General features: G+C 72.1%; 20 protein-coding genes. 15 read left to right on the top strand and 5 right to left on the bottom strand.

Going from position 1 to position 18,617, the window contains the following annotated elements:
* The first annotated feature begins 282 nt into the window (after positions 1-282).
* Together ACFYX0_RS11555 and ACFYX0_RS11550 are read left to right on the top strand one after the other, a co-directional pair.
* Positions 283-822 (top strand): hypothetical protein, encoded by a 540-nt coding sequence (locus ACFYX0_RS11555; protein WP_388969320.1) that lies wholly within the window; start codon positions 283-285, stop codon positions 820-822.
* Between the two features lie 166 nt (positions 823-988).
* On the top strand, positions 989-1,396 hold the full coding sequence (locus ACFYX0_RS11550; RefSeq protein ID WP_388969317.1) for a hypothetical protein: 408 nt from the start codon (positions 989-991) through the stop codon (positions 1,394-1,396).
* 30 nt (positions 1,397-1,426) lie between these two features.
* Here ACFYX0_RS11550 and ACFYX0_RS11545 read toward each other — a convergent pair whose 3' ends face one another.
* Positions 1,427-2,554, bottom strand: a complete 1,128-nt coding sequence (locus tag ACFYX0_RS11545) for an acyltransferase family protein (RefSeq protein WP_388969314.1) — start codon at positions 2,552-2,554, stop codon at positions 1,427-1,429.
* Positions 2,555-3,027: 473 nt separating this feature from the next.
* Between ACFYX0_RS11545 and ACFYX0_RS11540 the strand changes: the two genes are divergently transcribed.
* Positions 3,028-3,705 carry a DUF4232 domain-containing protein gene (locus ACFYX0_RS11540; RefSeq protein WP_388969311.1) on the top strand — a complete coding sequence of 226 codons (678 nt, stop codon included), beginning with the start codon at positions 3,028-3,030 and terminating at the stop codon, positions 3,703-3,705.
* 99 nt (positions 3,706-3,804) lie between these two features.
* On the opposite strand, the gene ACFYX0_RS11535 is transcribed toward ACFYX0_RS11540, so the two are convergent.
* Both ACFYX0_RS11535 and ACFYX0_RS11530 read right to left on the bottom strand, forming a co-directional pair.
* Positions 3,805-4,335 carry a YbhB/YbcL family Raf kinase inhibitor-like protein gene (locus ACFYX0_RS11535; RefSeq protein ID WP_388969308.1) on the bottom strand — a complete coding sequence of 177 codons (531 nt, stop codon included), beginning with the start codon at positions 4,333-4,335 and terminating at the stop codon, positions 3,805-3,807.
* Between the two features lie 299 nt (positions 4,336-4,634).
* Positions 4,635-6,032: an MFS transporter gene (locus ACFYX0_RS11530; RefSeq protein ID WP_388969305.1), complete on the bottom strand. Its 1,398-nt coding sequence runs from the start codon at positions 6,030-6,032 to the stop codon at positions 4,635-4,637.
* A gap of 162 nt (positions 6,033-6,194) precedes the next feature.
* Here ACFYX0_RS11530 and ACFYX0_RS11525 point away from each other — a divergent pair, with 162 nt between their 5' ends.
* The 4 genes from ACFYX0_RS11525 to ACFYX0_RS11510 all read left to right on the top strand — a co-directional run bounded on the left by ACFYX0_RS11525 (position 6,195) and on the right by ACFYX0_RS11510 (position 9,039).
* Positions 6,195-6,728, top strand: coding sequence for a winged helix-turn-helix transcriptional regulator (locus ACFYX0_RS11525; protein WP_388969301.1), 534 nt, complete (start codon positions 6,195-6,197; stop codon positions 6,726-6,728).
* Between the two features lie 31 nt (positions 6,729-6,759).
* A complete protein-coding gene (locus tag ACFYX0_RS11520) occupies positions 6,760-7,077 on the top strand; it encodes a DUF6412 domain-containing protein (protein WP_388969298.1) in 318 nt (105 codons plus the stop codon).
* Between the two features lie 145 nt (positions 7,078-7,222).
* On the top strand, positions 7,223-7,930 hold the full coding sequence (locus tag ACFYX0_RS11515; protein ID WP_388969527.1) for a YidC/Oxa1 family membrane protein insertase: 708 nt from the start codon (positions 7,223-7,225) through the stop codon (positions 7,928-7,930).
* Positions 7,931-8,181: 251 nt separating this feature from the next.
* Positions 8,182-9,039, top strand: a complete 858-nt coding sequence (locus ACFYX0_RS11510; RefSeq protein WP_388969295.1) for a fumarylacetoacetate hydrolase family protein — start codon at positions 8,182-8,184, stop codon at positions 9,037-9,039.
* A gap of 86 nt (positions 9,040-9,125) precedes the next feature.
* On the opposite strand, the gene ACFYX0_RS11505 is transcribed toward ACFYX0_RS11510, so the two are convergent.
* A complete protein-coding gene (locus ACFYX0_RS11505) occupies positions 9,126-9,599 on the bottom strand; it encodes a heme-degrading domain-containing protein (protein WP_388969293.1) in 474 nt (157 codons plus the stop codon).
* Complete coding sequence (locus ACFYX0_RS11500) at positions 9,596-10,663, bottom strand: Gfo/Idh/MocA family oxidoreductase (RefSeq protein ID WP_388969290.1); 1,068 nt, start codon at positions 10,661-10,663, stop codon at positions 9,596-9,598. Before ACFYX0_RS11500 ends, ACFYX0_RS11505 begins: the two co-directional genes overlap by 4 nt.
* Positions 10,664-10,719: 56 nt before the next feature.
* On the opposite strand from ACFYX0_RS11500, the gene ACFYX0_RS11495 reads away from it, so the two are divergent.
* The 8 genes from ACFYX0_RS11495 to ACFYX0_RS11460 all read left to right on the top strand — a co-directional run bounded on the left by ACFYX0_RS11495 (position 10,720) and on the right by ACFYX0_RS11460 (position 18,577).
* Positions 10,720-11,889: an ROK family protein gene (locus tag ACFYX0_RS11495; RefSeq protein ID WP_388969287.1), complete on the top strand. Its 1,170-nt coding sequence runs from the start codon at positions 10,720-10,722 to the stop codon at positions 11,887-11,889.
* A gap of 216 nt (positions 11,890-12,105) precedes the next feature.
* On the top strand, positions 12,106-13,125 hold the full coding sequence (locus tag ACFYX0_RS11490; protein WP_388969284.1) for a hypothetical protein: 1,020 nt from the start codon (positions 12,106-12,108) through the stop codon (positions 13,123-13,125).
* 57 nt (positions 13,126-13,182) lie between these two features.
* Positions 13,183-13,938, top strand: coding sequence for a GntR family transcriptional regulator (locus ACFYX0_RS11485; protein ID WP_388969282.1), 756 nt, complete (start codon positions 13,183-13,185; stop codon positions 13,936-13,938).
* Positions 13,939-14,077: 139 nt separating this feature from the next.
* Positions 14,078-15,199 (top strand): TIGR03364 family FAD-dependent oxidoreductase, encoded by a 1,122-nt coding sequence (locus ACFYX0_RS11480; RefSeq protein WP_388969279.1) that lies wholly within the window; start codon positions 14,078-14,080, stop codon positions 15,197-15,199.
* An 8-nt stretch (positions 15,200-15,207) separates the two neighbouring features.
* On the top strand, positions 15,208-15,936 hold the full coding sequence (locus ACFYX0_RS11475; protein ID WP_388969276.1) for a phosphonatase-like hydrolase: 729 nt from the start codon (positions 15,208-15,210) through the stop codon (positions 15,934-15,936).
* Entirely contained in the window at positions 15,933-16,982 is a 1,050-nt protein-coding gene (locus ACFYX0_RS11470; protein ID WP_355904238.1) for an ABC transporter ATP-binding protein, read from the top strand. The genes ACFYX0_RS11475 and ACFYX0_RS11470 overlap by 4 nt, the downstream gene beginning before the upstream one ends.
* Positions 16,975-17,793, top strand: coding sequence for a 2-aminoethylphosphonate ABC transporter permease subunit (locus ACFYX0_RS11465; RefSeq protein WP_355904235.1), 819 nt, complete (start codon positions 16,975-16,977; stop codon positions 17,791-17,793). Before ACFYX0_RS11470 ends, ACFYX0_RS11465 begins: the two co-directional genes overlap by 8 nt.
* Positions 17,780-18,577, top strand: coding sequence for an ABC transporter permease (locus ACFYX0_RS11460; RefSeq protein ID WP_388969273.1), 798 nt, complete (start codon positions 17,780-17,782; stop codon positions 18,575-18,577). Before ACFYX0_RS11465 ends, ACFYX0_RS11460 begins: the two co-directional genes overlap by 14 nt.
* Positions 18,578-18,617: the final 40 nt, after the last annotated feature.

Genomic DNA, 18,617 nt, shown 5'->3' with positions numbered 1-18,617 from the left:
CTGCTCCAGGGCGGGCGTGGCCGAGTGAGGGGGCACAGCCGAGTGCAGGGGTGCGGTTGTCCGGTCGCCCTTCGGAAGGGTCGGGGGTGGCGGGTGGGGTTGTCGAGAGGGCGGGTGGTGCTCAGAGGCCGGTTGTCGTTCGGGGGCTCGAACGTCGGGGTGTGGGTGGGACGGGGCGTTTTCGTCGCCGGGTCGGGAACCTCATGTCTTGCTCAGAACCTCCGGCGGGCTCGTCGCCCGGCAGTACCGTTCCCGGGACTCAGGACACAGGGGGAACCGGTCATGGTCTCTACGAGTACGGCCACTGCGCGCCCGCGGGCTCGGCTCGCCGCGGGCACCGTGACGGCGGCGGTGCTTGGGCTCGTCTCGTGCACGGCATCCGAGGGCCATGGGGCCGCCGCGTCCGGCGCGGCTTCGCCGAGTGCGTCCCGGGTGGCTGCCCGGCCCGCCGAACAGAGGCTCGGCCAGAGGCGGTTCGAGGAGGAGAGGCTCGGTGAGCAGGCTCAGGCCGCGCTCGGCGGGTTCGGCGGCGGGGGGATGGTCGAGGCCGGGACGGAACGTGTCGCCGACGGCATCCACACCGAGCCCCTGCTCGGCCGGGGCAGGGTCTATCGGCTCGACCTGGTCTGCATCGGGCGGGGCCGGGCACGGGTGGTGTTCACGCCGGCCGGAACCGGTACGGAGGGGGGCGTGCCGTGCGACCGGTCGGTGGTACGGCGGCGGATCACGTCGCACGGGCCCCTCCGTATCGACGTCGACGGCGTCAAGGGCTCGACCGGGGTCGTCGCCTGGGTCATCAGGGAGGTCGGACATGCTTCGTAGGGCTGGTGTGTCACGTCGTGCTCCGCTGCGGCTGGGTCTTGTCTGTGCGGCGATGTCGCTCTCGCTCGTCGCCTGCACGCACGGCCACTCCGACGCGGGAGGGGGACCGGCGCCGAGCGGGAACGGGAAGAGCGCCGCGCCGACGGGGGTGTCCACGCGTCCGCCCGTGCGCGATGAGGCGACGGGCACGGCCGGCACCGGACGGTCCGTGCTGGCGGTGCCGCAACTGGGCGGCGGGGACACCGTCGTGGGCCGCCGGGCGCCGGGCGGCGGCAGCGCGAGCATCGAGTTCGGCGAGGGCAGGAAGGGGGACGCCCTCGTCGTCGCCGTGGCGTGCGAGGGGCGGGGGAGTGTCCGCGTCGCGGTGCGACCCACCGGCGCCTCGTTCCCCTTGGAGTGCCGGGCCGGCCGGGTCAGCTCCGTCCTCAACGAGATGGCGCTGACGGGAGCGGACCATGGGGGCACGGTGTCCGTCGAGGCGTCCTCGGCCGTGCGCTGGTCCCTGACGGTCGGCCGGAGCCGGAGCGCACCCACGCCGGAGGTCGCGATCGGGACCGACGGCGGGGGCGAGTGACCGGGGGGCGTAGGTCGATGGGGGCGCGGGCTATGGATTGAGCGGGGGAGCCGTGGTGGCGTCGTGGCCCGGGTCGGCCGGCGCGAGGGGCGCGTCGCCGTGGCGGGGAGCCGGCAGCGGTTGGCGGTGATCACGGGCCAGACGGTGCGTCAGCCACCTCCGGGCCGGGGTCTCCAGCCGGTCGGTCAGCACCAGGCCCGCTGCCACGAGTCCGGCCAGGAAGACCACACCGCCCCAGGGGGCGAAGGCTTCCAGACCCCGTCCGGTGCACTGCAGGGCCGCCGCGTACACCAGGGCCCCCAGCGGCCGGTGCAGCACGTACACGCAGTAGGACGCCTTGCCCAGCGTGTCGCAGCAGCGCCCGACGCCGGTCGAGGGCTCGCTCCTCGCGCCGAGCAGGACGACGAGCGGGAACACCAGCAGGACGCACAGGAGCTGGGCGACCAGGCCGGGGCGGAACAAGGCCAGGGCGGGCAGCGCGCCCATCAGCAGCAGCGGCGGGACGCCCCGGGCGCGCAGTCTGTCCCGCAACCGGTGGACCAGCAGTCCGGCGCCGAAGGAGGAGCACACCCGCGCCAGCCCGCCGGGAAAGGTCGACCAGGTCAGGCCGACCGCCGCGGTTCCCCAGTGGAAGAGGGCGAAAGAATAAAGGACACCGCATGCCAGTACGGTTCCGAAGAGAATCTTTACGGACTGCAGGGGGCGCCAGAACGTCACCCACAAAAGGTTTGCGAGCAGTTCGAAGAAAATGGACCACATCGGGCCGTTGAAGGGAAACAGCCCTTCGTTCGTCGGCGCCGGGAGCATGAACAGGGAAGCCGGCAGCGTGATGAGAAGTTTCCGCCAGCTCCATGGCTCGGTGGGCGAATGGTAGAGGATGCACAGCACGGCGTGGACGACACCGAGGGCCAGGCCCAGGGCGTAGAGCGGATAGAGCCGTGCCCAGCGTCGCCTCAGGAAGCCCAGGGGGGTCATGCCCTGGCCGATGCGCTGGTCGTAGGCGTGGGCGAGCACGAAGCCGCTCAGTACGAAGAAGAGGTCCACGGCCATTCCGAGGAATGTCGGTGCGGTTCCGAAAAGACGTGGAGAATGCAGTACGACAATACAGAGCGCGGCGGCACCGCGGATTCCGTCGAGCGTGCGGTAGCTCTTCTTCACGGGCGTCACTGTAAGGCCCGATGTGGGTGACCCGGGGGAGACGGGCCGGATCACTGTTTTTTCGGATGTTTGTTTTCGGGCGTTCAAACGTATGGCCGGGTGGTGCGTGGAGACGGTCCGTGAGACGGTCCGCAAGAGTGGCCTTGACCGGGCGGCATGTCCGGTCCGGGTGTCTCCCGCCTCATCGATGCCTGGCCGCCTCGGGCGGAAGGCGATGGACGCCGCCTGTCAGAGCGCGGTCCGTGGTGCGCTCAGGGGTCAGCACCGAGTTCCCATGGGCGAGATCCCGTGCGTAGAAATTGAATACCGGTGCAAAAGTTTGGAATATCGGAGCCACTAAGTTGTTGAACGGTAACTATTTTTCGGCGGAGCGGTCACAGGAACCTGTCCGGGCTGGTCAGGCGCCCGCGTGATCAAGAAGAGTGATGCTCACGACGGGGAAAGACCTCGTCACAACGCACGAACGGATTCCCATGAAGGCCACGACTGTCCGCCGCGCCACGCCCGTTCTCGCTCTGGCCCTGGCCGGGATGGCACTGACAGCGTGCGGCCCGGGGACCGATGGCGCCTCCTCCAGCGGCTCTTCGGCTTCTTCTTCGGCGGCAGCCGGCTCCGACACCTCTTCGTCGGCCGGACCCACCGCCGCCGGCGACACGTCCTCCTCCATGTCGGCCGGCCACTCCGGCAGCCAGGGATCCGGTGGGAGCGGCGGCACGGACGGCGGCCCGCAGGCGTGCACCGCCGCGCACCTGAAGGCCTCGGCGGAGAACATCGACAGCGCCGCCGGCACCACGCACTTCCAACTGCTCTTCCAGAACACCGGCAGCAGCCCGTGCACGCTCTCCGGCTTCCCGGGAGTGTCCTTCCACGGTCGCGACGGCGCTCAGATCGGCAACGCCGCCGCCCGTGACAAAAGCACCTCTGTCACGATCGTGACCATGCTTCCGAACGGCCACGCCGTCGCGGACGTCATGGCGCCCGACGGGCACAGCGGCTACTCCGCCGACGAATGCCGGCTCAAGGACGTCTCCTTCGTCGGCGTCTACGCGCCCGGCTCGAAGGACCTGATCGACGTGCCGTGGAAGACGCAGGAGTGCAGCGGCACGAGCATCAACGCCCTCAAGGTCGGCCCGGTCCACTCGCTGCGCTGACTCCGGCCCGAGGCTCCGCAGTACAGGCAGCCCGTTCCCCCCTCCCGGGGCCGAACGGGCTGCGCCACGCACGGCATTGTGGGGGAAGGCCGTGCCGCCCTAGTCCCGCTCAAAGGTGCCGTACATGGTCGCCCGCGCGACCGCGTGGCTGAACAGGAGGAAGTCCATGTAGGCGGGGGTCGATGTCTCGGACACCCCCAGTTCCTCCACGTCGACGGCATGCACCACGAGGAAGTAGCGGTCCGGGCCGTTGCCTGGCGGCGTCGCCGGACCGAGGTACCTCCTGTGGCCGGCATCGTTGGCCAGCGTCACCGCGCCGCCGGGCAGATCCCTGCCGTCTCCCGCCCCGGCCGGAAGCTCGGTCACGGAGGCGGGGAGGTTGGCCACGGCCCAATGCCAGAAGCCCGAGGCGGTAGGGACGTCGGGGTCGAACATCGCCACCGTGAAGCTCCGCGTCTCCTCGGGAAAACCGGACCAGCTCAGCTGCGGTGAGATGTCCGATCCGCCCGCTCCCAAGATGCCGCTCACCTGGTCGTTGGCCAGCGGCTCGCCGTCGGCCACGGACTCCGAGGTGACCGAGAAGGTCCTGATCGGCGGCATGAAGTCGTAGGGGCCGTAGGGCTTGATCACGATGACAGTCCTTCGGAACACCGAATGGGGTCAACGGGTTCGTGTCACGCGGTCCCTACCGTGAACCGGGACATTCGACGCGATCTTCGACGTCACCCGTTCACTGTACTGCCCGACCGGATTTCCGCACTTCCGGACGGCCCTTCGTCGAGCGGGTTCGAATCACCGGGCGGCGCGCATTTTCCATAAGGTGGCGCGCGTATTCATGACGTGCCCGGATTTCTTTGAGACACGCGGGGAGCGCGTTCGGTGGTCGAACGCGCTCCCCGCGCCCCTTTGCGGTCCCGTCCGGGCGCTTCTCAGGCGGTCCGCTCCCGCAGGGCCAGGACGCCGGCCGCGCCCACCAGGGCCAGGACCGCCGAGACGATCAGGGCGATGTTCGCGCCGTGTGCCGGGGTGCCGCCGGAGGTGACCAGGGCGATGGTGAGGGCCACGCCCGCGCAGGAGCCGATGTAGCGGAACGTCTGCTGGGCGCCCGAGCCCATGGCCGCCCGCGCGGTGGGCACCGACTCAACGGCGACCAGCGGAAGCGCGGCGTTGAGCAGGCCGCTGCCCACGCCACCGATCACCAGGCCGGGCAGCATGCGCAGCCACGAGTGGGCGCCGATCGCGCCGAGCATGGTCACGATGGCGACGGCGTGCAGGGCGAAGCCGATGGCCAGTTGGTGGCGGGACGAGACGCGGCCGGCCAGTCGCTTCGCCTGGAGGGCGACCAGGAAGGACAGTCCGGACCAGATCAGGAACAGCCAGGCCGTCTGCATCGGGGAGAAGCCCAGCGTCCGCTGGATCAGGGCCGGCAGGAAGCTGAACAGGCCGATCACCGCGATGCCCGTGAAGAGTCCGGCCGCCGCGGAGCCGAGGAAGCCGGGGCGACGCAGCAGGGCGAGGTCGATCATCGGGGTGCGGGTGCGGTGCTCGATCAGGGCGAAGGCCAGGACCAGGACCACGGCCGCCGCGAACAGCAGGAGCACCGGGGCCCTCAGCCAGCCGTCCCGGCCGAGGGTCAGCGCGGCGACCAGGGAGACGAGGGCAAGGCTGAAGACGACGGCCCCCACGAGGTCCGGGCGGCCGTCCCGGGGCGCGCGGGACTCCGACAGACCGCGCGCCGACAGGGCTGCGACCACGAGCACGGCGGCGCCGAGGACGGCGTAGGCGGTCCGCCAGGTGTGCATCGCCCCGGCGACCAGGGGGCCGACCGCGATGCCGCCGCTGACGAACGCGCCCCACACACCGGTCGCGTGCAGCCGGCCGCGCGCGCTCGGATAGGCCTGTACGAGCAGGCCGAGGCTGCTGGCGAGGATGGCGGCGCTGGCCGCCCCCTGGGCGATGCGGGCCAGGGTGAACAGCCAGGTCGAGGTGGTGAGGGCGCCGAGCACGGTGGTGACGCCGAGCGCGATGGTGCCGGCCACGAAGATCCGGCGGCGGCCGTAGTCGTCGGCGAGGCTGCCGGCCACCAGGAGCAGTGCGGCCAGGCCCAGCGGGGTGCCGTTGAGCAGCCAGGCCTGGGCGGAGGCCGGGGTGTGCAGGGCGGCGACAGTGTCCGGGAGGGTGACGGACGGCGCGGTGTAGATCATGAGCGCCATGGCGGTGGCCGCGCTGGTCAGGGCGAGGGTGAGGGTGGCCCTCGGGGCCTCCTGGGCCACGGGGGCCGAGGTGGGGGCGGTGACGTTGGCTGCGGTGCTTTCCAGCTGAGGCATGGCCTGCGCTTCCAGATGAGGGCCGGTCGAATGCAGTCAGTTCGTTCGTTGAACTTCTTGGAGTCGACCGTAGCGGCGCAGGTTCGGTCATTGAATCAAGTCTCGGCAAAGTCAGTTCGGTCATTGAACTGACGAGCGGGGGGGGGTGGCTACAGTGGGGTCATGGCTCTCGGCAAGGACTACGCGTCACAGGAGTGCTCGATCGCCCGGGCGCTGGAGATCGTGGGCGAGCGCTGGACGCTGCTCGTGGTGCGCGACGCGTTCTACGGCGTACGCCGCTACAACGACTTCCTCGTTCACCTCGGTATCCCGCGTGCCGTCCTCGCGGCACGGCTCCAGACCCTCACCACCGAAGGGGTCCTCGAGAAGCGCCGCTATCAGCAGTCGCCGCCGAGGGACGAGTACGTCCTCACCGAGCGCGGTCTCGCCCTGTGGCCCACCCTCCGCGCGCTCGGTCTGTGGGGGCGGGACCACTTCTCCGAGGCCCAGCTGCGTGTCTTCCGGCACGCGACGTGCGGGACGGAACGGGAACTGGGTCGGTACGACGAATGTCCCGACTGTGGAACCGTCGTACCCGTCTCGGACGTCGAAATGTTGCCGGGACCAGGAGCCGATCCGAACCCGGCCGATCCGATCAGCCGGGTGATGCTCAAGCCGAAGAGGTTGCTGGAGCCGATCGAGCTGGAGTCCGTGTAGAGCGAGCCCGTGTGGAGGGGGAGGGCCGTCGGTGATCCGTAGCCGGGTGAACCTGTGCCCTGCCGCCGTGCTGGTCGTTCTGCTCCTCGAAGTCGCGGTTCTCGACACCGGGAGCCTGCCCGCCACGGTCGCCTTCGCCTTCGCCGCGACCGCAGCGGCCGGCTCCGCGCTCGCCGTCTGCGCGCTGATCGCCGCCCGTAGCGTGCCCGCCGTGCCGCCGACTCGGGTGCGTACGGCCCTGCGCGACCGAGCGCATCGCACGGCCTTCCTGCCGCAACGGGACCCCGACGCCCCGGGCCGCAGCCGCCCCCGGGCACCGGGGTGGGCCCTTCCGGCGACCGCCGCGTAGGGCTCACACTTCTTCGTTGCTTCCTGCTCTCATGCGCTTCGTGCGCTCATCCGCAGACGTGTGACCCCGCGCGGGTCGTCATGCCGACACCTTTCTTTCTCCCGGCACGACGAGACCCCCGGAGGGCTCACCCATGTCCACGTTCATGTCCGTGTTCGCCGGCCTGGTCGAACGGCTCGCAGATCTGCTCCAGCCGCTCTTCCACGCCTCCGCGGCCGCCGCCGCGATCGTCCTGTTCACCGCGTTCGTACGACTTCTCGTCCACCCCTTGTCCCGGGCCGCGGCGCGCGGTCAGCAGGCCCGCGCCAAGCTGCAACCGGAGCTCGCCGAGCTGCGCAGGAAGCATGCGAAGAACCCCGAGAGGCTTCAGCGGGCGGTGCTGGAACTGCATGAGCGGGAACGTGTGAGCCCGTTCTCGGGTCTGCTGCCGAGCCTCCTCCAACTGCCCGCGTTCTTCCTGCTCTACCACCTGTTCTCCACCACGAGCGGCGGCGAGGCGGGCGGACTGCTCACCCACACGCTGTTCGCCGCGCCGCTCGGCGACCGCTGGGCGGACGCGCTCGGCCACGGCGGACTCCTCGGGCCGGCCGGACTCGTCTACCTCGGTCTGTTCGCGTTCGTCGCGGCCGTCGCCGCCTTCAACGTCCGGCGCACCAAGCGGACGATGGCTCTGAGCGTGGTAGCGGCGGGTGCGGGCGAGCAGGTGCCGGGGCTCGGCACGGTCACCAAGGTCATGCCGTTCCTGTCCTTCTTCACCCTGGTCACGGTGGCGGTGGTGCCGCTGGCCGCCGCGCTGTACGTGGTCACCAGTACGACGTGGAGCGCGGTCGAGCGGGTGGTGCTGTACCGCTGAGCGGGGGCGGCGGCCGGGTGGGGCGGGCCGGTCCGGTTCGATCCTGAACGGGTATCGATGGGATCCTCGAACGAGGTATCGGGCCGGTCCTTGAACGAGGATTCGGTCCGGTCCTTGAACGGGGTATTGCGGACTGGACGCCGACCTTGGAGGATCGACCAGTCCTCCGATGGCTACGCCCCCGCCCCGCTCCGGCGGCGCCCCGGCCGCACTCATCGGCGGGGCTGCCGCGACCGAGGGAGAGGCTGACCATGAAGCTGTTGCGTGTCGGTACGGCGGGGGCGGAGCAGCCCGCGCTGCTCGACGCCGGGGGGACCCTGCGGGATCTGTCGGGTGTCGTCCCCGACATCGACGGGCCGTTGCTCGCCGACGCGGCGGCGCTCAGCCGGATCCGTACCGCCGCAGAGGCGGGCGAACTGCCGGAGCTGGACGCGGACGGACTGCGTATCGGGCCGCCGCTCGCCCGGATCGGCAAGGTCGTCTGCATCGGCCTCAACTACCACGACCACGCCCGCGAGACGGGCGCCGAACCGCCCCCGGAGCCGGTGATCTTCTTCAAGGCGGCGGACACGATGGTCGGGCCCCATGACACCGTGCTCGTGCCGCGCGGGTCCACCAAGACCGACTGGGAGGTCGAACTCGCGGTCGTCATCGGGCGTACGGCCCGCTATGTGGAGTCGCAGGAGGAGGCGCTCGCGCACGTCGCCGGGTACGCGGTGGCGCACGACGTCTCCGAGCGCGAGTTCCAGATCGAGCGCGGCGGGACCTGGGACAAGGGCAAGAACTGCGAGACGTTCAACCCGCTGGGACCGTGGCTGGTGACCGCGGACGAGGTCCCCGATCCCCAGAACCTCGGGCTGAGGCTCTGGGTCAACGGGGAACTGAAGCAGGACGGGTCCACTGCGGAGCAGATCTTCCCCGTCACCGAAGTGGTGCGGTACGTCAGCCAGTTCATGACGCTGTACCCGGGTGATGTCATCAACACCGGGACGCCGGCGGGCGTGGCCCTGGGGCGGCCCGAGCCCAAGCCGTATCTGCGGGCCGGGGACGTGGTGGAGCTGGAGATCGACGGGCTGGGGCGGCAGCGGCAGGAGTTGAAGGACGCGTAGCCGCCCTGCGGGAGCCGGAGGCTGCGGGGGGCCGTCGCGTGGACGTGCACGACCACGCGACGGCCTGTACGTCACCGCCCCGCGCCCTACAGGGACTTCTTGAACGTCTCCAGGGCCTCGACCACCAGCGCGTGGTCCGCCAGCTGCGGCAGGCCCGACACCACCACCGTGCCGATGACGCCCGCGCCCTCCACTGCGATCGGGAACGCGCCGCCGTGCGCCGCGTACACGTCCGGATCGAGGCGGGAGGAGTCCTCGAACGTCGTGCCCTTGGCGCGGAAACGGGTGCCGACCAGCAGGGAGGAGCAGCCGTAGCGCTCGACCACGCGGCGCTTGCGGTCGATCCAGGCGTCGTTGTCCGGCGTGGAGCCCGGCAGCGCCGCGTGGAAGAGCTGCTGGCCGCTCCGGCGGATGTCGATCGCGACGGGCGCGTTGTGCGCCCGCGCCAGCTCCACCAGCAGGGTGCCGAGCGCCCACGCGTCGTCGTGGGTGAAGTGCGGGAGCGTCAGGCGACGCTCCTGTGCCTCGAGTTCGGGGATCTCGGGAGCGGTCGTCGTCACAGTGCCACCGCCACACCCTCGCGGGCCGAGCGCCGGGCCGCCTCCAGGACGTCCAGGGCCGCGGCCGCCTCGTGCGCGGTGACCGGGTTTGGGCCGCCCTCGCGCAGCGCCGCGGCGACGGCCGCGTAGTACGCCGGATAGTCGCCGGGCAGGGTCGGTACGGGGCTGCCGCCGCCGGTGAGCGGGGACTCGCCGGCGCCGACACGGCCCCACAGGGTCTCGGGCTCCCGGCCCCAGTCCGCACCGGGGCGCAGGCCCTCGCGCAGGGCCGCCTCCTGCGGGTCCAGGCCGTGCTTCACATAGCCCGCCGTGGAGCCGAGGACGCGGAAGCGGGGGCCGAGCTGGGCCGCCGTCGCGGAGACGTACAGGTGGGAGCGGACGCCGCTGGTGTGCGTCAGCGCGATGAACGTGTCGTCGTCCGTCTGTGCGCCCGGGCGGCGGATGTCCGTCTCGGCGTAGACGGAGGCGGCGGGGCCGAAGAGGACGAGTGCCTGGTCGACGACATGGCTCCCCAGGTCGTACAGCAGACCTCCGATCTCTACGGGGTCGCCGGACTCCCGCCAGCCGCCCTTGGGCTGCGGGCGCCAGCGCTCGAAGCGGGACTCGAAGCGCCACACGTCGCCGAGTTCGCCGTCGGCCAGCAGCTTGCGGAGGGTCAGGAAGTCGTTGTCCCAGCGGCGGTTCTGGAAGACGGAGAGCAGCAGGCCGCGCTCCTCGGCGAGGGCGGCCAGTGCACGCGCCTCGGCCGCCGTCCCCGCGATCGGCTTGTCCACCACGACCGGCAGGCCCGCCTGCAGGGCGGCCGTCGCGATCGGGATGTGCGTCTTGTTCGGGGACGCGATGACGATCAGGTCCAGTTCCCCGGCCCGGGGCCACAGCTCGTCGGCGGAGTCGGCGATGCGCACGTCCGGGTACGCGGTGCGGGCCTCCTTCTGACGCTCGGGGCTCGAGGTGACCACGGTGTCGAGGGCCAGGCCCTCGGTCGCGGCGATCAGCGGGGCGTGGAAGACGGAGCCCGCGAGGCCGAAGCCGACGAGGCCCACGCGGAGGGGGGTGTCTGTCATGGCTCCTACTTTCGCAACGCTGTTGCCAAAGTGCAAGCGCCGGAGAGAATGGTGCTGTGGACAGGACGTATGCGGGACCGGGTGGAGTAGGCAGGCATGGAGTCGGGGGAACCGTGGCGGGCGGAGTGAACCTGCTGGGGCTGCGGAGCCACAACGCGGCGCTCGTACTGGATCTGCTGCGGACGGCGGGGGAGGCCGGGATCAGCCGGCTGGAGCTGGCGGAGCGGACCGGGCTGACCCCGCAGGCCGTCAGCAAGATCACCGCCCGGCTGCGCGCGGACGGCCTCGCGGTGGAGGCGGGCCGCCGCGCCTCCACCGGCGGCAAACCGCGGACGGTGCTACGGCTGGTGCCGGACGCCGGACATGCGGTGGGGCTGCATCTGGACCGGGACGAACTGCGGGCCGTGCTCTGTGACTTGACGGGCGCGGTGATCGCGGAACGGCGGTCTCCGCTGGACCTGGGCGCCGGCCGCGAGGCCGTGGTGGAGGGTGCCGCCCGGGAGGTGGAGGGCCTGCTGACCGGGGCGGTGCGGGTCGCCGACGCCGTCCCCCTCCTCGTGCTGGGCGTCGGTGTCGCGCTCCCCGGCCCCCTCGACCATCGGCACGGTGTGCTGCACCGGGTCACCGGATTCCCCGAGTGGGACGGGTTCCCGCTGCGGGACGCGCTGGCGCGGCGGCTCGGGACGCCCGTCGTCGTCGACAAGGACACCAACGCCGCGGCGCTCGGGCTCGCGCTCGGCGGGGCGGCCGAGGCGGCGTCCGCATCGTTCGCCTATCTGCACCTCGGGACCGGACTCGGCGCCGGTCTGGTCATCGGCGGGGCCGTGCACCGGGGCGCGCGGACCGGGGCCGGCGAGTTCGGGCACCAGGTCGTCCAGTTGGACGGGCCGCCCTGCCACTGCGGTGACCGGGGCTGCATCGAGGCGCTGTGCCTGGCCGCCGTGGCGCGTGGCGACATGGCCGAGGCGGCGCGGGTCCTCGGCGCGGGCGCGGCGAACCTGGCCGGACTGCTCGACATCGATCTGGTGCTGCTCGGCGGCCGTACCGTCGCCGCGCACCCCGAGCCCTTCGTGGACGGTGTGGGCGCCGTCCTCGACGCACGCGCCCGGCGCGAGGGCTCGACCGGGGGCGTGCCGGTGCGCGTCGCTCCCGGTGGGGCGCGCGGGGTGGCGGAGGGCGCGGCTCAACTGCTGCTCGCGCCGCTGTTCGGGCGCGCGGAGGATTGACGGGCGGCGGAGGCCGAGGGCGCTGACTCCCGGCGCCGGGGAGGGCCGGTCCCCGAATACAGCAAGGGGTCCGGCCGCGGCGGGGAAGGGCGTCTCCCGACCCCCGCCGAAAAGGTGGGCCCCACTGCGCTGATCGGGGGGACTTGCCCTCGCCGAGTGCCGCTCTCCAGGCGTGGCGCGCCCCTCAGGGCGCCCCCTGTGGAAGCTCATATGTTCATGCGACTGTCTCCGTCTTCTCGACTGTCTCTGTTCCTGCCCTGCGCGCTGGCCGCCGTCCTCCTCCTGCGGCAGGCGCCCGCCGCCGCGCTCGTCGCCGAGGAGCAGTTCAGCTGCTCCGGCACGGCCGGCCACGCCTTTCCGATCACCACCCGCATCCACGGCGGCCCCGGCAGTTACAAGCCCGGGGGTGCCGATCAGACCTGGTTCATCGACCTGACGAACACGACCGAGGAGTCCTGCAAGAACATCCATCCGGTGCTCGTCGTGGCCGACACCCAGAACAGGCTGAAGGACGCCCAGCCCCATCTGATGTTCTACGGGGGCGACCGCTGGCACTCGGTGACCTTCACCCGTACCGGCCGGCAGGCCTTGGTCGGTGCCTTCTACGACGGATTCGGCGGTTTCACGGTGGCGCCCCGCCGGACGCTCCCCGTGAAGGTGCGGTTCGCGCTCGACGACAAGGCCCGGCCGGGCGATGTCGTGGCCAAGGCCGCGGTCGTGCGGAAGAAGGGCGGCCACGCAGGCTGGGCCGGCGAGTCGGACGACTACTGGTTCCAGATCGAGGCGGGGAACAGGGCCGCCGCCGAACTCACGGGCGAGACGGCTGACCCGACCGGGAAGGCGACCGACGCGACCGGGAAGGCGACCGACCCGGCGGTGGAGTCGAGCGCCCCGACGGGGAAGGAGACCCGGCCCTCCGACACGGAGTCCGCCCCCACGGACAAGGCGACAGGTGCCACCGGCGAGGCGGCCCACCCGAGCGGCAAGGCGTCCCATCAGCCGGACAACGCGGCCGAGGAGTCGGACAAGGGCCAGTCGCCCCCGCTCGGCCCGCGGGGGCCGGAGGTCAGGTCCTCCGCCCCCGGACTGGCTCCCTCCGCCGACGCGATGACCCCCACCGCCGCCGCGCCGGCACCGCAGCGGGACCTCGTCAAGTTCGTGGGCGGACTGGCGATGGCCGCGGTCGGCCTGCTCCTCGCGGGCGGGTCTCTGGTGGTGGCCCGCAGACGCCGCTGACCCCGCTCGCCGCCGCCCGCCCCCGGGGCCGTGGGAACGGTCTGCGACCATCACCCCGTGGACTACCCGAACGACCAGGACCCCGGCGCCCCCGTCCGCTCCGGCATTCCCGAGCACGGCCGCATCCCCAAGTACTACGCGGTGAAGGCGCAGATCGCCGCGCTCGTGGCGGAGTTGGGCGAGGGCGGGCTGCTGCCCACCGAACGCGACCTCTCCGAGCGCTACGACGTGGCGCGCGAGACCGTACGGCAGGCACTGCGTGATCTGCTCCTGGAGGGCAGGCTGCGGCGGCAGGGGCGGGGCACGGTGGTGGCCGGGCCCAAACTGGAGCAGCCGCTGTCCCTGGCCAGCTACACCGAGGGAGTCCGCCGGCAGGGCCGCACCCCGGGCCGAAGCCTCACCAGCCTCGACCGCTTCCCCTGCAACGACGCCCTCGCCGCCGAGACCGGTTTCACCCGCGGTGAACCGGTCTGGCACATGGAGCGGGTACTCCTCGCCGACGACGAGCGGATGGGTCTGGAGAGCACCTATGTGCCGGTGGCGCGGGTCCCTCGGCTCGACACCGACTTCGACCCCGACTCCTCCTTCTACGGCTTCCTCGGCGAGCAGGGCATCACCTTCGGCAACGCCGACGAGCGCATCGAGACGGTGCTCGCCGCCCCGCGCGAGGCCCTGCTGATCGGTACGCCGCCGGCCCTGCCCATGCTGCTGATCCACCGTGTCTCGCGGGACACGGAGGGGCGGCCGCTGGAGCGGGTGCGGACGCTGTACCGGGGGGACCGGTTCTCCTTCTCGGCCCATCTGGGCGGCTGAGGCGAGTGATCTGGGCGGGCTTCGGCCCCCCTTTTTATAACGGAAAGATAACGGGTCTAGCCCAAACTTGATAGGCGGTTCACCATTCGGTTGCCGACCGGACCCTTCCGGTTTGCCGATCCCGAGGAGCGTGGCCGTTGTGAGAGTGACAGTCGTAGGAGCCGGCGTGGTGGGCACCATGCACGCCTGGCAAGCAGTGCAGCGCGGCCATGAGGTCGTACAGATCGAGCGCGAGGCCGAGGCCCGAGGAGCCTCGTTGCGCAACTTCGGGCTCATCTGGGTGAGCGGCCGCGCGGGCGGCGAGGAACTGGACACGGCCCTGCGGGCCAGGGAGCTGTGGGAGGAGATCGGGGGCCATGTGCCCGCGCTCGGCTTCCGCGCGAACGGCTCGCTGACCCTCCTGCGCACCGACCTCGAACGGGCGGTCGCCGAGGCCGCCCTGGCCCGTCCGGACGCGGCGGCACGCGGCTACAAGCTGCTCACCGGCGCCGAGGCGCGCACCGTGAACCCGGCCCTGCGCGGCAACTTCGAGGGGGCCCTGTACTGCGAGCGCGACGCCGCCGTCGAGCCCCGTACCGCCCAGGTCGCCCTGCGCGAGGCGCTCTCGAAGTCCCCGAACTACACCTTCCTGCCGGGCCGCGAGGTCCGCGAGGTCACCGGACCCGGCACGGTCCGTGACGACCACGGCGACGTGCACCACGCGGACGCCGTGGTGCTCTGCACCGGCGCCTGGCTCGGCGGGCTGGTGAAGGAGCTGGCCCCCGACCTGCCCGTGCGCCGGGTACGGCTGCAGATGATGCAGACCGACCCGCTCGGCGAGGCGCTCCCCGCTTCGGTCGCCGACGCCGACAGCTTCCGCTACTACCCCGCCTACGGGGGTGAGGCCCTCGACCGTCTCGGCGACGGCCAGCCCCAGGCGCCCACCGCCGCCGCCCACCGGATGCAGTTGCTGATGGTGCAGCGCGCGGACGGCGGGCTGACCATCGGCGACACCCACGAGTACGAGCACCCGTTCGCCTTCGACACGGTCGAGGACCCCTACGACCATCTGACGGAGGTCGTCGAGGGCTTCCTCGGCCGGCCGCTGCCGAGGATCCGCCGCCGCTGGGCCGGGGTGTACGCGCAGTGCACCGACACCGGGCGGGTCGTGCACCGGCAGCAGGTGCGCGAGGGGGTGTGGCTGGTCACCGGGCCCGGCGGGCGCGGCATGACCTGCTCCCCCGCGATAGCCGAGACCACCGCGAACGAACTGGGCTGGTGAACCACCTCATGACCGACTTCACGACAGACCGCAGGACAGACCTCAGGACCGACATACGTCTGGTCGTTCTCGACATGGCCGGGACCACCGTCGCCGACGGCGGACTCGTCGAGCGCGCCTTCGCCGCGGCCGCCGCCGAGCTGGGCGTGGAGCCCGGCTCCGCCGGCCACGCCGAGAAGCTCGCCTATGTCCGCGCCACGATGGGCGAGTCCAAGATCTCCGTCTTCCGGCACCTGTTCGGCGCGGAGGACCTCGCCCAGCGCGGCAACGCCGCCTTCGAGAAGGCGTACGGCGAACTGGTCGACGACGGACACGTCAGCGAGATCCCCGGGGCCCGTGCGGCCATCGAGGAACTCCAGGCCGGCGGCCGGACCGTGGTCCTCACCACCGGTTTCGCCCGGGTCACCCAGGACGCGATCCTCGACGCCCTCGGCTGGCAGGACCTGGTCTCGCTCACCCTGTGCCCGGCCGACGCGCAGGGGCGGGGCCGTCCCTACCCGGACATGGCGCTGACGGCCTTCCTGCGCACCGGCGCCGCCGACGACGTACGCCGGATGGCGGCGGTCGGTGACACCTCGTACGACATGCTCAGCGGGGTGCGCGCCGGGTCCGGTCTGGTGGCCGGAGTGCTCACCGGCGCCCACGACGGCCCGGCGCTGCGTCAAGCCGGGGCCACGCACGTCCTCGGCTCGGTGACCGAACTCCCCGCCCTGCTCGAGGGAGACCGCCAGCGATGACCGGCATCCGCTTCGAGGGGATCTCGGTCGCCTACGACGGGACCACCGTGCTCGACGGGCTCGACCTCACCGTCGAACCCGGCGAGGTCATGGCGCTGCTCGGCCCCTCCGGCTCCGGGAAGACGACCGCGCTGCGGGCCGTCGCCGGATTCGTCCGGCCGTCCTCGGGGCGGGTGTTCCTCGGCGGCCAGGACGTCACCGCGCAGCCCCCGTACCGGCGCGGTATCGGCATGGTCGTCCAGAGCTACGCACTCTTCCCGCACATGCGGGTCGAGGACAACGTGGCGTTCGGCCTCAAGGCGCGCAAGGTGCCCCGGCGGGAGATCCCCGCCCGGGTCGCCGAGGCCCTGGAGCTGACCGGCATGGGGGAGTACGCGCGGCGGTATCCGCGCGAGCTGTCCGGCGGGCAGCAGCAGCGCGTCGCGATCGCGCGGGCCCTCGCCGTACGCCCCGGCGTACTCCTCCTCGACGAGCCGCTGTCCGCGCTCGACGCCCGGCTGCGCTCCGGCATGCTGGCCGAACTCGCGAAGCTGCACCGCGAGTTGCCCGACATGACGATGCTGTACGTCACGCACGACCAGGTCGAGGCGCTGACGCTGGCGGACCGGATCGCGGTCATGGACCGGGCACGGCTCCAGGACGTCGGCACACCGCAGGAGCTGTACCGCTCGCCGCGCACCGAGTTCACGGCGTCCTTCGTGGGCAGCGCGAACCTGCTGCCGGTGACCGTGGGGGCGCGGGGCGTCGCCTTCGGCGAGGCCGAACTGGAGGTGGACACGCAGGACGCCGCACCGGGGGCGGCGGCGACCCTGTGCGTGCGCCCGCACCTCGTCGGACTCGGGCCCGGCCCGAACCGGCTCACCGGAGTCCTCGGCGAGATCCAGTGGCGGGGCGCCACCCACAGGCTGTACGTGGACGTGGCGGGCCACCGGATCATGGCCGACGTGCGGGAGCTGCGGCGCCCCCCGGCGCCGGGGGAGAAGGTGGAGGTGCACTTCGCACCCGGGGACGCGGTGCTGCTGGCCGCAGGGGTGTCCGGTGACTAGACGTCTGGCCTGGGCCCTGCCGCCGGTGGCTCTGCTCGCCGCCGCCTTCCTCTACCCCCTCGCCCTCGTCGTCCGGCAGTCCGTCCAGCCGGACTCGGGCGGCACCTCCCTCAAGCCGTACACCGACGTCTTCGCCTCCGGCTCGTTCCGCGAGGCCCTGTGGACCACGGTGTGGCTGGCGCTCGCCGCCACCGCGTGCTGTCTGGTCCTCGGGTTCTTCCTCGCGCTCGTCATCGCCTTCGTGCCCTTCCCGGGCGCGAAGGCCGTGGCCCGGTTCGTCGACGTCTTCCTGTCCTTCCCCTCCTTCCTCATCACGCTGGCCCTGCTCTTCCTCTACGGCAGCGTCGGGGTGGCCAACGGGATGTGGACCGATGTGACCGGAGCGGCCTCGGGGCCATTCGACTTCCTCACCACGCCCTGGGGCGTCCTCCTCGCCGAGGTCACCTACTTCACCCCCTTCGTGATGCGTCCCCTGCTCGCCGCGTTCTCGGGGCTCGACCCCGCGCAGACGGAGGTCGCCGCGTCCCTCGGCGCCCGGCCCGGGCGGATCGTGCGGCAGGTGATCCTGCCCGAGGCGCTGCCCGCGCTCGCGGCCGGCGGCGGACTCGTCCTGGTCCTCGCCCTCAACGAGTTCGGCATCGTGCTCTTCACCGGCGCCAAGGGCGTCACCACCCTGCCGACCCTCGTCTACAGCAAGGCGATCCTGGAGTCCGACTACCCGGGCGCCTGTGTCGTCGCCGTCGTCAACGTCCTCGTGTCCGTGGGCCTGTACGCCCTCTACCGGGTGGTGAGCCGCCGTGCTGGTGCCTAGCCGCACGGGGAGGTGGGTCCTGTGGGTCCTCTTCCTCGTCCTCTTCCTGCCCCTGTTCGCCCTGCCGCTGCTCGTGATCCTCGCCGCGTCGTTCGCCGGCCACTGGTCCGGGGTGTTCCCGTCCGGCTTCACGACCGCGCACTACACCGCCGCCACCCGCGGGGACTCCCTCCAGGCGCTCACCACCAGCCTGGTCACCGCGGTCACGGCGAGCCTGCTCGCCCTGGCCGTCGGCACCTGGGGCGCGCTCGGCGCCCACGCCCTGCCGAGGCCGGTGCGGCGCGTGCTCGACGCGTTGTTCGTGCTGCCGGTCGCCGTGCCCTCCGTGGTGGTCGGGCTCGCGGTCCTCGTCGCCTTCTCGCAGCCGCCCGTGCTGCTCAACGGCACCCGGTGGATCGTGATCCTCGCCCACACCGTCCTCGTCACGGCCTTCGCCTACCAGTCGGTCTCCGCGGCGCTGCTCCGGCTCGACCCCGCGTACGAGCAGGCCGCGGCCTCGCTCGGCGCCCGGCCCGGATATGTGCTGTGGCGGGTCCGGCTGCCGCTGCTGCTGCCGTCCCTGACGGCCGCAGCGGGCCTCTGCTTCGCCCTGTCCATGGGGGAGCTGAGCGCCACGATGATGCTCTACCCGCCCGACTGGACCCCGCTGCCCGTGGGGATCTACGCGGCCACCGACCGGGGCTCGCTGTTCACCGGCTCCGCCCTCGCGGTCGTCCTCATGACGGCCACCCTGCTCGTCCTGTTCGCCGTCGCCCGGATCCGCACCCGGGCCGCGCACCGCTGACCACCCGACCCGCCTCTCCTCCACCACCTTTCCCCGCAAG

The sequence above is a fragment of the Streptomyces sp. NPDC002573 genome (assembly GCF_042889625.1).
Lineage (GTDB): Bacteria > Actinomycetota > Actinomycetes > Streptomycetales > Streptomycetaceae > Streptomyces > Streptomyces gibsoniae.
The sequence above is the reverse complement of the archived record's forward strand: the minus strand, read 5'-3'. Positions and strand labels throughout refer to the sequence as shown.

Coding starts and splice junctions, on each gene's coding strand:
- ACFYX0_RS11515 (WP_388969527.1), top strand. CDS start 7,223: ATGTCCGTGTTCGCCGGCCTGGTCGAACGGCTCGCAGATCTGCTCCAG.
- ACFYX0_RS11490 (WP_388969284.1), top strand. CDS start 12,106: ATGCGACTGTCTCCGTCTTCTCGACTGTCTCTGTTCCTGCCCTGCGCG.
- ACFYX0_RS11500 (WP_388969290.1), bottom strand. CDS start 10,663: ATGACAGACACCCCCCTCCGCGTGGGCCTCGTCGGCTTCGGCCTCGCG.
- ACFYX0_RS11475 (WP_388969276.1), top strand. CDS start 15,208: ATGACCGACTTCACGACAGACCGCAGGACAGACCTCAGGACCGACATA.
- ACFYX0_RS11510 (WP_388969295.1), top strand. CDS start 8,182: ATGAAGCTGTTGCGTGTCGGTACGGCGGGGGCGGAGCAGCCCGCGCTG.
- ACFYX0_RS11540 (WP_388969311.1), top strand. CDS start 3,028: ATGAAGGCCACGACTGTCCGCCGCGCCACGCCCGTTCTCGCTCTGGCC.
- ACFYX0_RS11470 (WP_355904238.1), top strand. CDS start 15,933: ATGACCGGCATCCGCTTCGAGGGGATCTCGGTCGCCTACGACGGGACC.
- ACFYX0_RS11555 (WP_388969320.1), top strand. CDS start 283: ATGGTCTCTACGAGTACGGCCACTGCGCGCCCGCGGGCTCGGCTCGCC.
- ACFYX0_RS11525 (WP_388969301.1), top strand. CDS start 6,195: ATGGCTCTCGGCAAGGACTACGCGTCACAGGAGTGCTCGATCGCCCGG.
- ACFYX0_RS11530 (WP_388969305.1), bottom strand. CDS start 6,032: ATGCCTCAGCTGGAAAGCACCGCAGCCAACGTCACCGCCCCCACCTCG.